The organism is Stenotrophomonas sp. 22DLJC03, from assembly GCF_056861405.1.
In genome coordinates, this window is the sequence record NZ_JBSPUG010000003.1 from 105,665 (window position 1) to 119,404 (window position 13,740).

At 67.2% G+C, this 13,740-nt stretch carries 11 protein-coding genes; 5 read left to right on the forward strand and 6 right to left on the reverse strand.

All coding sequences use genetic code 11. From position 1 onward, the window contains the following. The first annotated feature begins 77 nt into the window (after positions 1–77). Positions 78–2,804, forward strand: coding sequence for a bifunctional acetate--CoA ligase family protein/GNAT family N-acetyltransferase (locus AC13GA_RS11185; protein WP_482998135.1), 2,727 nt, complete (start codon positions 78–80; stop codon positions 2,802–2,804). A gap of 42 nt (positions 2,805–2,846) precedes the next feature. Here the strand turns inward: AC13GA_RS11185 and AC13GA_RS11190 are convergent, their stop codons facing one another. Then, the gene (locus tag AC13GA_RS11190) at positions 2,847–3,227 is read right to left on the reverse strand and encodes a YbjQ family protein (RefSeq protein ID WP_136639700.1); all 381 of its coding nucleotides are present in this window, start codon (positions 3,225–3,227) and stop codon (positions 2,847–2,849) included. Between the two features lie 98 nt (positions 3,228–3,325). Between AC13GA_RS11190 and AC13GA_RS11195 the strand changes: the two genes are divergently transcribed. After that, positions 3,326–4,027 carry an alpha/beta fold hydrolase gene (locus AC13GA_RS11195; RefSeq protein WP_136639701.1) on the forward strand — a complete coding sequence of 234 codons (702 nt, stop codon included), beginning with the start codon at positions 3,326–3,328 and terminating at the stop codon, positions 4,025–4,027. A 119-nt stretch (positions 4,028–4,146) separates the two neighbouring features. Here the strand turns inward: AC13GA_RS11195 and dkgB are convergent, their stop codons facing one another. Further along, on the reverse strand, positions 4,147–4,956 hold the full coding sequence (dkgB, locus tag AC13GA_RS11200) for a 2,5-didehydrogluconate reductase DkgB (protein ID WP_046983496.1): 810 nt from the start codon (positions 4,954–4,956) through the stop codon (positions 4,147–4,149). 88 nt (positions 4,957–5,044) lie between these two features. Next, positions 5,045–6,259, reverse strand: coding sequence for an MFS transporter (locus AC13GA_RS11205; protein ID WP_136639703.1), 1,215 nt, complete (start codon positions 6,257–6,259; stop codon positions 5,045–5,047). 107 nt (positions 6,260–6,366) lie between these two features. Between AC13GA_RS11205 and AC13GA_RS11210 the strand changes: the two genes are divergently transcribed. Continuing rightward, positions 6,367–7,269 (forward strand): LysR substrate-binding domain-containing protein, encoded by a 903-nt coding sequence (locus AC13GA_RS11210; RefSeq protein ID WP_046983498.1) that lies wholly within the window; start codon positions 6,367–6,369, stop codon positions 7,267–7,269. 84 nt (positions 7,270–7,353) lie between these two features. Here the strand turns inward: AC13GA_RS11210 and AC13GA_RS11215 are convergent, their stop codons facing one another. Next, complete coding sequence (locus tag AC13GA_RS11215) at positions 7,354–9,474, reverse strand: methyl-accepting chemotaxis protein (protein ID WP_482998136.1); 2,121 nt, start codon at positions 9,472–9,474, stop codon at positions 7,354–7,356. A gap of 183 nt (positions 9,475–9,657) precedes the next feature. Between AC13GA_RS11215 and AC13GA_RS11220 the strand changes: the two genes are divergently transcribed. Then, positions 9,658–10,113: an Rrf2 family transcriptional regulator gene (locus tag AC13GA_RS11220; RefSeq protein ID WP_482998137.1), complete on the forward strand. Its 456-nt coding sequence runs from the start codon at positions 9,658–9,660 to the stop codon at positions 10,111–10,113. Then, the gene (locus tag AC13GA_RS11225; RefSeq protein WP_482998138.1) at positions 10,103–11,008 is read left to right on the forward strand and encodes an NAD(P)/FAD-dependent oxidoreductase; all 906 of its coding nucleotides are present in this window, start codon (positions 10,103–10,105) and stop codon (positions 11,006–11,008) included. Before AC13GA_RS11220 ends, AC13GA_RS11225 begins: the two co-directional genes overlap by 11 nt. Before the next feature lie 151 nt (positions 11,009–11,159). On the opposite strand, the gene AC13GA_RS11230 is transcribed toward AC13GA_RS11225, so the two are convergent. Then, positions 11,160–12,380 (reverse strand): RtcB family protein, encoded by a 1,221-nt coding sequence (locus AC13GA_RS11230; RefSeq protein ID WP_482998139.1) that lies wholly within the window; start codon positions 12,378–12,380, stop codon positions 11,160–11,162. 56 nt (positions 12,381–12,436) lie between these two features. Then, the gene (locus AC13GA_RS11235) at positions 12,437–13,561 is read right to left on the reverse strand and encodes a slipin family protein (RefSeq protein ID WP_482998140.1); all 1,125 of its coding nucleotides are present in this window, start codon (positions 13,559–13,561) and stop codon (positions 12,437–12,439) included. Positions 13,562–13,740: the final 179 nt, after the last annotated feature.

Below are 13,740 nucleotides of genomic sequence, written 5' to 3' on the forward strand. Positions count from 1 at the left end.
AAGGGATCCGACCCCGGAGACAGGCGGACTTGCGCTGGATCATGCGCCTGGCGCGCCGGTGCGTGTACCGTAGGCGCATGAGTACCTACCACCTGCAGTCTGTGTTCCGTCCGCAGTCGGTCGCGGTGATCGGCGGCAGCCCACGTGAGCGCTCGGCCGGCCGCGCGGTGATGCGTAACCTGCGCGGCACCGGCTTCCCCGGCAAGGTGGCGTGGATCAACCCGCGGCACGCCGAGATCGATGGCATCCGCACGGTCAAGCGGTTGAAGGACCTGGACTGGGTGCCCGAGCTGGTGGTGATCACCGCCCCGGCGGCGATCGTGCCGCAGGTGATACGCACCGCCGCCGAGCGCGGCGTGCAGTCGGCGATCATCCTGACCGCGCACCTCGGCGAAGGCCCGGGCTCGTTGTCGGCGCAGGTTGAAGCGGTCGCGCGCAAGCATGGCCTGCGCATCCTTGGCCCGCACTGCCTGGGCGTGATCGCACCGCATGCACGGCTCAATGCCAGCATCGCCGCACATTTCCCGCAGGCCGGCGACCTCGCGCTGATCTCCGAATCCTCCGCCATTGCCGCCGCGCTGGTGGAGTGGGGCGTGGCGCGCTCGGTCGGCTTCTCCGCCGTTGTGTCGTTGGGCGACACATTGGACGTGGATTTCGGCGACCTGCTCGATTACTTCGCCACCGACTACCGTACCCGCGCCATCCTGCTCTACGTGGAGCAGATCAAGGACGCGCGCAAGTTCATGTCGGCTGCGCGTGCCGCCGCTCGTGCCAAGCCGGTGGTGGTGGTGAAGTCCGGCCGCGCCGAGCGTGTGCAGCCGGGCAGCCGCGATACCCATGTGCAGGCGCTGGCCCGTGCCGACGATGTCTACGGAGCGGCGTTCAACCGTGCCGGCCTGCTGCGCGTGAGCGCGCTGGATGAGCTGTTCACCGCCGCCGAGTCGCTGGGACGGCTGGGGACGTTCCCGGGCCGCCGCTTGGCCATCCTCAGCAACGGTGGCGGCGTTGGGCGCCTTGCCGTGGACCAGCTGATCGCATTGCGTGGCACGCTGGCCAACCTGTCTGACAGCACGGTGGAGAAACTCGACGCGGTGCTGCCGCAGGGCTGGTCGCGCAGCAATCCGGTCGACATCGTGGTTGACGCGGATGGTGATCGCTATGCCGCGGCCATCGAAGCGCTGCTGGCCGACAACGAGAACGACGCGGTGATGGTGGTCAATGTGCCGACCGCATTCACCTCGTCGGCCGACGCCGCACAAGCACTGACCCGCACGCTGGGCCTGCGCCCGCGCCAACACCGCGACAAGCCGGTGTTCGCTGTGTGGCTGGGCAACGATGACCAGGCAACCGCCACGCTCAACGCGGCGCGGGTGCCGACCTATCCGACCGAGGCGGAGGCAGTACGTGGCTTCCAGCATCTGGTGCGTTACCGCGAAGCGCAGAACGCGCTGATGGAAACACCGCCCAGCCTGCCGCAGGACTTCAGCGTGGATGCGGCGGCCGCACGCGCGCTGGTTGATGCCGCGCTGGCCAACGGCCAGCAGTGGCTGGACCCGCTGGCCACGCATGAACTGCTGAAGGCCTACGGCATTCCTTCCGCGCCGGTGATGCATGCACGCGATGCGCACGAGGCGATGGACCTGGCACAGCCGCTGCTGGAACGCGGTGCCACGGTCGCACTGAAGATTCTGTCGCCGGATATTCCGCACAAGTCCGAAGTGGATGGTGTACGCCTGAACCTGGCGACGCTGCCGGCGGTGCAGAGTGCGGCCCATACGATCCTGTCGCGCGCACGCCAGCTGCGGCCGGATGCGCGCATCGATGGCCTGCTGGTACAGCCGACCATCGTTCGCCCGAAGGCGCGCGAGATCATCGTCGGTATCGCTGATGACGCGACGTTCGGCCCGGTAATCGTGGTCGGTCGTGGTGGTACCGCGGTCGAAGTGATCAACGACAAGGCACTGGCGTTGCCGCCATTGGACCTGCGCCTGGCCCATGAACTGATCGGCCAGACCCGCGCCTCGCGCATCCTCAAGGCCTATGGCGATGTACCCGCCGCCGATGAGCGCGCACTGGCGCTGGCGCTGGTGAAGCTGGCGCAGCTGGCCGCCGACATCCCCGAAGTGCGTACGCTGGACATCAACCCGCTGCTGGTCGACAGCAAAGGCATCCTCGCCCTCGACGCCCGCGTGGCGGTGGCACCGTCGCGCATCCTACACAAGGGCCGTGGCCATCCGCGCTTCTCGGTGTTCCCGTACCCGAAGGAGTGGGAGCGCACCATCGAGCTGTCAGACGGTGGCCGTGCCTTCGTGCGCCCAGTGCGGCCGGAAGACGATGCGCTGTTCCGTGCGTTCTTCGCCCGCGTCAGCGACGAGGACCTGCGCCTGCGTTTCTTCCAGTCGGTGAAGCACTTCAGCCACGAGTTCATCGCGCGCCTGACCCAGCTCGACTACGCACGCTCGATCGCGCTGGTGGCGATCGAACCGCGCAGCGGCGAAATGCTGGGCGCGGTGCGGCTGCATGCCGACGCCGACTACCACCGCGGCGAGTACGGCATCCTGATCCGCTCGGACCTGAAAGGCCACGGCATCGGCTGGCGCCTGATGGCGATCATGATCGAGTACGCCAAGTGGCTGGGCCTGGACGTGGTCGAAGGCCAGGTGCTGCGCGAGAACAGCACCATGCTGGCGATGTGCCAGAGCCTGGGCTTCAAGACCAAACTCGATCCGGACGACCCGACGGTGATGATGGTGACCCTGCCGGTGCAGCAGGTGGAAGTCCCCGACGTCCCGCCGGTGGCGTGACCGTGACGGTAGCGCCGGGCCATGCCCGGCGGAACATCGGATTCAACGCACCGGTTCCACCACCACCGCAGTGCCATAGCACAGCACCTCGGTCAGCCCGGTCATCACATCGGTGGCGTCGTAGCGCATGCCGATGATCGCGTTGGCGCCCAGCTGCCGCGCGTGCTTGACCATGTCGCGGTAGGTTTCCTCGCGGGCCTGTTCGCACAGTTCGGTGTAGATGGTGATGTTGCCGCCGAAGATCGTCTGGATGCCACCAAGGAAATTGCCGACGATCGAACGCGAGCGCACGGTGATGCCGCGCACCACGCCCAGATTGCGCACGACGCGATGGCCGGGCAGCTCGAAGGCGGTGGTGACCAGCGAGTCGTCGAAGCGCAGCGCGGGCGGGGAGGGGGTGCCGCTGTTGTAGGGGTCTGCCATGGTCGCGTCCGTATCGTGGGATCGAGCTTGCCCGACTCTACAACGCAATCATCCGTTGCGGCATGGCTCCGTCACCGTGATGGCGCGACAATACCCCCATGACCGACCGTATCCCCCTGTTGCTGCTACCCGGCCTGCTCAACGATGCCGAGCTGTGGCGCGCGCAGTTGGCCGACTTGGCCGACATCGCCGAATGCACGGTGGGCGACCAGACCCGTGGTGAAACCCTGCAGGCAGTGGCCGAGGACGTGTTGGCGCAAGCGCCCGAGCGCTTTGCGCTGGCCGGTTTCTCGCTGGGCGGTTTCGTCGCCCAGCAGGTCCTGCGCATCGCTCCGGAACGTGTGCTGCAGCTGGCGCTGATCGACACCTCGATCCACGCCGATTCACCGGAACGTGCCGAGCAGCGCCGCAGCCAACGTGCCAGCGTGCGCCTGCCGGGGAAGTTCCACGGCTTCGGTGACGCGCTGATGCGCAGCTACATCGACGCCTCGCGGCTGGACGACTACGTGCTGGTGCAGCGTGTGCGTGATATGACCGCCCGCATGGGCGCGGAAGTCTTCCTGCGCCAGAGTGCGCTGGAACGCCGTGATGGCCACGATGTGCTGGCCGGGTACCGCGATCCGCTGCTGATCCTCTGCGGTGCGAATGACCGCATCACGCCGCTGGTAGTGAGCGAAGAGATGCATGCGATGGTGCCGCACTCGCAGCTGGTGGTGGTGCCCGATTGCGGGCACCTGGCACCGATGGAGAAACCAGATGAAGTGAGTGCAGCGATGCGCGAGTGGTTGCTACAGGAGTAGACCAAAGCCGCTTCTGGTGGGTGCGGACCTTGGTCCGCACGGTGTTTCAATGATCGATCAGAGGTCAGTGCCGACCAAGGTCGGCACCTACCGATTCCGATCCGTAACCGCGGATGGCCTCAATCCCAGGCCGGGGCAATCCCTTCCGGATTCGCCAGGCGATGGCCGCGATCCAGCTTGGCGATCTGCGCCATGTCCTCCTCGGTCAGGCGCACGGCCGCTGCTTCCAGATTGGCTGCCAGGTTTTCGCGCTTGGTCGACGACGGAATGACCGAGAAGCCCTGCTGCAGCGCCCAGGCCAGCGCAACCTGCGCCGGGGTGGCCTGGTGACGGCCGGCAATGGCCTGGATCACCGGGTCCTTCAGCACTTCGCCATAAGCCAGGCTCATGTAGGCGGTGATGTGGATACCGTTGTCCTGCAGGAACTTCACCAGCAGGCGGTTCTGCAGGTACGGGTGGATCTCGATCTGGTTGGTGGCGATGGCTTCGGCACCGAGGATCTCGATCGCCTTGCGGGTCTGCGCGATGGTGAAATTGGAGATGCCGATCGCCTTGGTCAGCCCCTGCGCCTTGGCCTCGGCCAGTGCTGGCAGGTATTCCTCCATCGGCACATCGACCTTGTCATTCGGTGACGGCCAGTGGATCAGCGCCAGGTCGACGCGGTCAGTGCGCAGCTTCTCCAGGCTGATGCGCAGGCTGGCCAGCAGCGCATCGCGCTTGAACTCGGTGATCCACACCTTGGTGGTCAGGTACAGATCATCACGCGGCACGCCGGACTCGGCGATGGCCTGGCCGACTTCGGCTTCGTTGCCGTAGATCTGCGCGGTATCAATGGCGCGGTAACCGACCTCCAGCGCATTGCGCACCGAGTCGATCACGGTCTGGTCTTTGAGGCGGAAGGTGCCGAGACCGAAAGCGGGGACAGTCATGGGAAGCTCCAACGGGGGGAAGGGAGTAGCAGAGGGAAGAGGGTAGGACAGGCACCGTATGCATGCCGGCAACGGTGCATTGCATGGATCAATGCGCGGTGGCGGCAATACCGTCGGCGCGGTGGTCGACGCCATCGCGGCGGTCGAGGCGGCCACTGAGCACGGTCAGCGCGTAGGCCAGTACGACCACCAGCGCGCCCAGCCAGGGCGTATGCATCAGGCCGATGTGCTCCACCACCAGGCCGCCCAGCGAGGCGCCCATCGCGATGCCGACGTTGAACGCGGCGATGTTCAGGCCCGAGGCCACGTCGGCCGCCTGCGGCGCATAGCGCTGCGCCTGCTTGACCACGTAGACCTGCAGGCCGGGCACGTTGCCGAACGCTACCGCGCCCAGCGCCAGCACCGTCAGCAGCATCAACCAGGTGTTGTAGGCAGTGAACGTGAGGACGAACAACACCAATGCCAGCAGTCCGAAGATGCGCTTCAGCGCGGGCACTGGACCCAAGCGGTCGGCCATGCGCCCGCCCCACAGGTTGCCGATCGCCACCGACACGCCGTACACCAGCAGCACCAGGCTCACGGCGTTGGCCGGAAGGCCGGTGACGTCCTGCAGGATCGGCGCCAGATAGGTGAAGGCCAGGAAGGTGCCACCGTAGCCCAGCGCGGTCATCGCATAGACCAGCAGCAGGCGCGGCTGGCCGAGCACGGCCAGCTGTTGGCGAAGGCTGGCCGGCGCACTCTGCGGCAGGTTGCGCGGAACGAACAACAGCGCGCCGATAAGGGCGACCACGCCGAGGCCGGCCACCGCCAGGAAGGTCGCGCGCCAGCCCAGATGCTGGCCGATGAAGGTGCCCAGCGGCACGCCGGTCACCAGTGCCACGGTCAGGCCGGTGAACATGATGGCGATCGCGCTGGCTGCCTTCTCCTTCGGTACCACGGCGGTGGCGATGATCGCGCCGATCGAGAAGAACACGCCGTGCGCCAGGCCGGTCAGGATGCGGGCGATGATCAGCGAGGTATAGCCGGGTGCCATCCAGGCGACGACATTGCCGAGCGTGAACAACACCATCAGTGCCACCAGCAGTTGCTTGCGCGGTACGCGTCCGGTCAGCGCAGTCAGCACCGGCGCACCGATGGCCACACCCAGCGCGTACAGCGAGACCAGCAGGCCGGCCGAGGGCAGGCTGACCTGCAGGTCGCCGGCGATGGTCGGGATCAGGCCGACGATGACGAATTCGGTGGTGCCGATGGCGAAGGCACCGAGGGTCAACGCCAGCAGGGCGAGGGGAATGCCACGGGTCATGACAGGGTCCAGCAGGAGGAAGAGGCTGCGCAGTCTGCGCCGCCGACCTTTGCCGAAAAACCGGTCTTCACGCCAATCACTATTGCCGTGCAGTCAATAATAGGGACATGAAGACCACTCTCGATGAAATGCAGGCGTTCCTTTCGGTGATCGACAGCGGCTCGATCAGTGCCGCCGCCGAGCAGCTGGGGCAGACGCCCTCGGGCGTGAGCCGCGCCCTGGGGCGGCTGGAGGACAAGTTGGGGATCACCCTGCTGACCCGCACCACCCGCCGCCTGCACCTGACCGCCGAGGGCGAGGCGTTCCTGCGCCATGCGCGCGCGATCATCGACGCGGTGGAATCGGCCGAGGAACAGATGGCGGCGCGCCGCGAGCGCCCGGCAGGGCGCCTGCGCGTGGATGCGGCGATGCCGTTCGTGCTGCACGTGATCGCGCCGCTGGTGGCCGGCTATCGCGCGCGTTACCCGGAAGTGCAGCTGGAACTGAACAGCTCCGACCGCTACATCGACCTGCTCGAACGGCGCACCGATCTGGCGATCCGGATCGGCCCGCTGGCCGACTCCACCCTGCATGCGCGGCTGCTGGGCCGCTGCCAGCTGCGGCTGGTGGCCAGCCCGGCCTACCTGGCCATGCATGGGGAACCGGCCAGCGTCGCCGCACTGGGCCAGCACACGCTGCTCAGCTTCAACGAGCCGGAGTCGCTCAACCGCTGGCCGTTGCCCGGAGAATCGGATGGGCTGCTGCTGGTGCGGCCGGATATCGCCGTGTCCAGTGGCGAGACGTTGCGCCGGCTGGCGGTGGAAGGTGTGGGCATCACCTGCCTGTCCGACTTCGTCACCGATCGCGACCGCAGCGCCGGCACCCTGGTGCAGGTGCTGGCGGCGCAGACGCTGGATGTGTACCAGCCGATCCATGCGGTGTACTACCGCAACACCGCCGTATCGTCGCGGATCAGCTCGTTCGTGGATTACCTGGCCGACGCGATGGCGCAGAGCGATTACGTGCGCTGAGGTCGTGGTGGGGTTGCCGGCCAGCGGCCGGCACTACCGCTCATCGCACGGGTAGTGCCGGCCGCTGGCCGGCAACCGGATCCCTCAGGCCGCGCGCGCCAACGCGTCCTTCGCTGCCGCCGTAGTCGACAGATCGAACACATCCACCGCGTCGATCAACCGGTTCGCCTGTTGTTCCAGGCTGCGTGCCGCAGCGCTGGCTTCCTCCACCAGCGCGGCGTTCTGCTGGGTGGTGCCATCCATCTGGATCACCGTCTGGCTGACCTGTTCGATGCCCGCGCTCTGCTCCTGCGAGGCGGCGGAAATCTCGGCCATGATGTCGGTCACACGCTGCACCGACGCCACGATCTCGGCCATGGTGTCACCGGCCTCGCGCACGCGCTGTGCACCGTGCCCGACCTGTTCCACCGACGCTTCGATCAACGCCTTGATCTCCTTCGCGGCCGCCGCCGAGCGCTGCGCCAGCGTGCGCACTTCACTGGCGACCACCGCGAAGCCGCGGCCCTGCTCGCCGGCCCGCGCTGCTTCCACTGCCGCGTTCAACGCCAGGATGTTGGTCTGGAACGCGATGCCATCGATCACGCTGATGATCTCGGCGATCTGCCGCGACGAGGTTTCGATCGCGCCCATCGTCGTCACCACCTGGCCGACCACGCTGCCGCCGTGCGAGGCGACCGTATGCGCGCCGATCGCCAGCTGGTTGGCCTGGCGCGCATGTTCGGCGTTCTGGCGCACGGTGGAGGTCAGTTCTTCCATCGACGCGGCGGTCTCTTCCAGATTGGCCGCCTGCTGCTCGGTACGGCGCGACAGATCATTGTTACCGGCGGCGATTTCCGCCGCCGCAGTGTGGATGTTGCCGGAGGCGTGCTTGATGTCGGTGACGATGGTCGCCAGCTGGGCGGCAGTGGTGTTGGCATCGCCGGCGATCCGCGCGAACACACCCTGGAAATCGCCGTGCATGCGCGCGCCGAGGCGGCCATCGGCAATCGCGCGCAGCATGCTGGAGACCTCGCCGAGGTTCAGTTCGGTCGCCTGCATCAATCGGTTCAAGCCGTCGACCATCGCGCGGAAGTCATGCTCGAAGCGCGCGCTGTCGCCACGCTGGCTGAAATCACCCATGGCAGCGGCTTCGGCCAGGCGGCGGATCTCGCCATTGATCATGCCGAGATTGACCTTGGCGGTATCCAGTGCGTCGGTGATCACTGCCTTCTCGCCGGGCAGGCGTTCCATGTCCTGGCTGAGGTCACCGATCGCGTAACGGCCCATGATCGCAATCGCGCGCAGCTTTACCTGGATGTGCGCATCGACCAGCGCGTTGCTGTCGGCCACCATCGTGCCGAATGCGCCGGGGAAGGCACTGGCATCCATGCGGTGGCTGATGGTGCCGGCTTCATGCGCCTGTGCCATCGTGGCCTGTGCATCGAGCACACCGCGCAGCGTGGACTGCACGGCCTGCATGGCCTGCGCGAGCCGACCGATCTCATCGCGGCTGCGCACCTGCACAACATGCTGCAGATCGCCGGTAGCCACTGCGCGCGCGGCGGCTTCCACCGCCAGCACCGGCTGCACCACCGCACGCCGCAGCCACCAGCCCAGGCCGATCAGCAGCAGCACGGCGGCCAGCACGGTCAGCGCCGCGCACAGCAGCAGCGTCTGCCGCGCTTGCTGCGAACGGGCTGCTACCGCCGCTTCGGCCACCTGCGTGGCGTGCGTACTCAACGCATCCAGCGCGGTTGCCACCGGGCGGTCCTTGCCGCGCACGAGGTTGTCGCCGGCGGCGGGATCGTAGCTGGCCTCGGCGAACGCCTGCAGCGCCGCGTGATAGTCCTGCTGCAGCCGCGCGTGCAGGCCGATGAACGCCTGAGCCAGTTCGCGCGTGCGTGCATCCGGGCTGCTGACCAGGCCCTTGGCCAGCTGCTCCACCAGACGGCCCTCGCTGTCGAACGCCTCCAGGTGGCGCTGGCGCAGTGCGTCGTCGTGACCGCGCAGCAGTACGTTCTTCCATTCCTGCACCTGCCCGCGGAACTCGCGCTGCAGGCGCTCGGCGTCGCGGCTGTGGGCGACTTCGGGCGGAACCTCGGTGGACAGTTTCAACCAGGCGGAGGCGAGGCCGGCCAGAGCACACAGGAGGACCACGGCCAGACCAACGGAAACCGCGCCGAGCAGCTTGGACTGCAGGCGCGGAGCACGGACAGACGCATTCATGGGGAAGCACTCTCGGGAAGGGGCACTGCGGTATCGACCCGCTGCGCACGCCCTGAAGTGGGATGTTCATCACATTCGCGTTTCGTTTAGTGATGTGAAGAAACTATTTCATAGGACAGATGTGTCCAGATGGAACGAAAGCAGACTCTCGACAGGGGAATTAAATGTAACTATTGTTGTTACATGAAATCCGCGAACCCGCTTTCCGACGCTCTGCACGTGATGGCGCATCTGGTCGGCCACACCGCGCCGCGCACGTCCGAACAGCTGGCGTCATGCCTGCCGACCCACCCGGTGGTGATCCGTCGTCTGCTGGCGCAGCTGCACAAGGCCGGCCTGGTGCGCAGCACCCGCGGTCATGGGGGCGGCAGCCAGCTGGCCCGCGATGCCGCAGCGATCACCCTGCATGACATCTATCTGGCCGTGGGCGCACCACCGCTGGTGCAGGTCGGCGCCCGCGATTCCGGCGGTGGCTGCCCGATCCAGCAGCTGGTCAACAGCGCCCTGCTCGAGGGTGCACGCGAGGCGCAGCGCCTGCTCGAAGCGCGGCTGCAGGCAACCACGCTGGACCAGCTCGGCGCCGACTTCGCCCGTCATCTTGCCCATCACCGCTCCCTGGAAGCTCACCATGAATCCTGACGTGCTCATCGTCGGCGGCAGCTACGCAGGCATCGCCGCCGGCCTGATCCTGGCGCGCGCGCGTCGCCCGGTCACGATCATCGACGCCGGTTTGCCGCGCAATCGCTCCGCCAGCCATTCGCACGGCGTGTTGGGGCTGGATGGCATCAGTGGTGCAGAGCTGCTGAAGACCGCGCGCCAGCAGTTGCTCGACTACCCCACGGTGCGCTGGATGCATGCCGAAGTGGAGCACGCCCGCACCACCGCCGAAGGCGTGGAAGTGCGTACCGCCGATGGCCAGGTGTTGGCCGCGCGCAAGCTGCTGCTGGCCAGCGGCATCGTCGACCAGCTGCCGGAGCTGCCCGGCCTGGCCGAGCGCTGGGGCAGCACCGTGCTGCACTGCCCGTACTGCCACGGCTACGAAGTCGGTGGTGGTGCCATCGGCCTCCTTGGCGGACATCCGATGTCGGCCAGCAAGGCGCCGCTGTTTGCCGACTGGGGCAATGTCACCTTCTTCAGCCAGGGCCTGCCGATCAGCGATGAGGAACACGCCGCCATGCAGCAGCGCGGTGTGCGGATCGAGATCTCGCCGGTGCTGGGCGTACACGGCGACCAACCGACCTGGCTGGAAGTGGAGCTGGCCGACGGCCGCCGCATCGCACAGCGTGCGCTGTTCGTGCCGGCCACCCAGGCGATGGCCACGCCGCTGGTGCAGCAGCTGGGGTGCACATTGGTCGAGAGCCCGCTGGGCGTGCTGATCGAGGTCGACATGATGAAGCAGACCTCGGTGCCGAACGTGTATGCCGCAGGCGATGCGACCACGGTAGGCAACATCACCCTGGCCGCCGCCGAAGGCGTGCGGGCGGGGATCGGCGTGCATCATGCGCTGGTGGCCGAGGACAGCGTGCCGCGTTGATCGCAGCACCGGTAGCCGCCGACCTTGGTCGGCGCCGCTCCATCCACGCATGGCGTGGAAGAGCAGTCGAGCAAGCTCGACGCTACGGATCCCGGGCATCCATTCGCCCGTGCCCGTCGAGCAGGTGCCGGCCGAGGCCGGCACCGTTCCATCATCCCTTCACGCACAGCACCTGGCGCAGGGTGTGCAGCACGTCGACCAGGTCCAGCTGTGCGGCCATTACATCGTCGATCGACTTGTACGCGGCCGGCGACTCATCCAGCACGCCGCTGTCCTTGCGGCATTCCACATGCGCGGTGGCCTCGCGGTGCTGGGCCAGCGTGATCTGCTGGCGCGCAGCGCCACGGCTCATTACCCGGCCGGCACCGTGGCTGCAGCTGTGGAAGCTGTCCGCGTTGCCCTTGCCACGCACGATGTAGCTGCGCGTGCCCATGCTGCCGGGAATGATGCCCAACTCGCCCTCGCGGGCGCTGACCGCACCCTTGCGCGTCACCAGCAGCTCCTGGCCGTTGTGCGTCTCCTTCTGCACGTAGTTGTGGTGGCAGTTCACCGCCATCGTTGCCAGCTGGAACTTCGGCAGTCGATGGCGCATCTCGGCCAGCACGCGCGACATCATTGCCTCGCGGTTGTGCCGGGCGTAGTCCTGCGCCCACGACACCGCCTCGACGTAGTCATCGAACAGCGCCTCGCCTTCCATGAAGAACGCCAGGTCCTTGTCCGGCAGGTGGAAGCCGAGCACACGGCGTGCAAGCTCTTCGCGCGCCTTCTCGATGAAGTAGGTGCCGATCAGGTTGCCGGTGCCGCGCGAACCGCTGTGCAGCATCACCCACACTGTGTCTGTTTCATCCAGGCACAGTTCGATGAAGTGATTGCCGCCACCCAGCGTACCCAGCTGGCGGTCGAGCTTGTCGGTGCGGATCCTGCGGTGCTTGTCCTTGATCTTCTCCAGGCCGGCGGCCAGACCGGACTGCACCAGCCGGGTGTGGATGCTGTCGGGCATGCGGTGGTGCTCGCCGCCACGGCCGTTGCCGACCGGAATGCTGCGCTCGATGCTGTTGCGCAGCTGCCGCAGGTCATCAGGCAGATCGTTGGCGCGCAACGTAGTGCGCACCGCGGCCATGCCGCAGCCGATGTCGACGCCGACCGCGGCCGGGATGATCGCGCCCTGGGTCGGGATCACCGAGCCCACGGTGGCGCCCTTGCCCAGGTGCACGTCCGGCATCACCGCCACCCACGGCCCGACGAACGGGATCGCGGCGATGTTGCGCAGCTGCTCATGCGCCTGCGCTTCCAGCGGCACACCGTTGACCCAGCCCTTGATCGGCGTGGTGCCCTCGGCGTGCAGCCATTGATAGTTGTGTTGAGTGTCCATGTCTTCGTGTTTGTCCTTGATGGGCCGGCGGCGCGTCCCTGCGCCGCCGCGACCCCCTACCTGATCGTCACCAGTTGCTTCAGCACGCCATCCAGGCCGCCGAACACGGTGAGCTTGTCGATCTTCTCGGTGACCTTCTCCAGTGCCTCCAGCTCCTTCAAGCGCATCAGCACCGGGTTGTCCTCGATCAGCTTTGCAGTGTTGAGCTGCGAACGCGTGGCGTTGGCCTCCTCGCGACGGCGGATCACGCTGGCCTGGGCCTGCTTCTCGGCCAGCACCACACCGTTGAGGATCTCCTTCATCTCGCCCGGCAGGATCACGTCCTTGATGCCGACGCCGAGCAGGCGTACACCGTAGCCCTCGATCGCGGCCTGCACATGGGCGGCGATCTCGCCGTCCAGCGCCGCCTTGTCACCGAGCAGCTCGTCCAGGCTGCGCGCGGCGATCGCCTGGCGCAGGCCGAACTGCAGCTGCCGATAGATGAACTCATCGGCATTGCTGAGCGTGCGGTGTGCACGCACCGGGTCGACCACCTGCACGGTCGCGGCCAGGTTCACCCGCAGGGTCACCTTGTCGCGGCTCAGCAGCTCCTGGCCGGACACGTCCAGAGAGCGAGCACGCAGCTCCACACGCTCCACCGACACGTTGCCGTTGAAGTTCCAGAACGCGTGCAGGCCGGCGCCCAGCGTCTGCCGCAGCGTGCCATCGATGAACAGCAGGCCGACCGACTCGCTCGGCACCGTGCTGATCACCGCGACACGCGGCAGCACGCCCAGCTGGCCCAGGCGCTGCTGCACGTCCACCGGCACGTACGGCTCGTCACCCAGCGCCAGCACGCGCACCTGGGTGTCGACCGAACCGCGCCAGTACAGACGGCGGCTGCCCGGCGGCAGCACCTCGTCGATGCGGCCGTTGCGCAGCAACAGGCCGACCTCGTCGGCGCCGACGTTGGCCAGCACGAAGTGCGTGTCCAGCGTCGCGCCCAGCGCTTCGATCAGGCTGTCGTGGTCGCTGCCGGTGTAGGCCGCGCCCTTCGATGCGGTGTGGATGTCCACCTGCGGGCGGCCGCCGAACAGCGACAGGCGGTGCACACCCGGCAGCAGGATCTGCTGGAAACGACGGTTGCGATACACCAGGCCGCGCTCGCCGTCGCCGATCACGACCTTGATGGTCCAGAACATGGGAGTCTCTCCTTGTATGGCTCTGGTGGTTCGACCCGATGGAATGAATGCCATGACCCGGGTCGATCAGGTCGTGGCAGGGCTGGCTGCACACCTTGTGCAGCTGGCGGAAGAGGGCGGCCATCGGCGGACGGTCCGTACGCGGAGCCTTCGGTGCACCGGCACTGCTGCCATCGCCG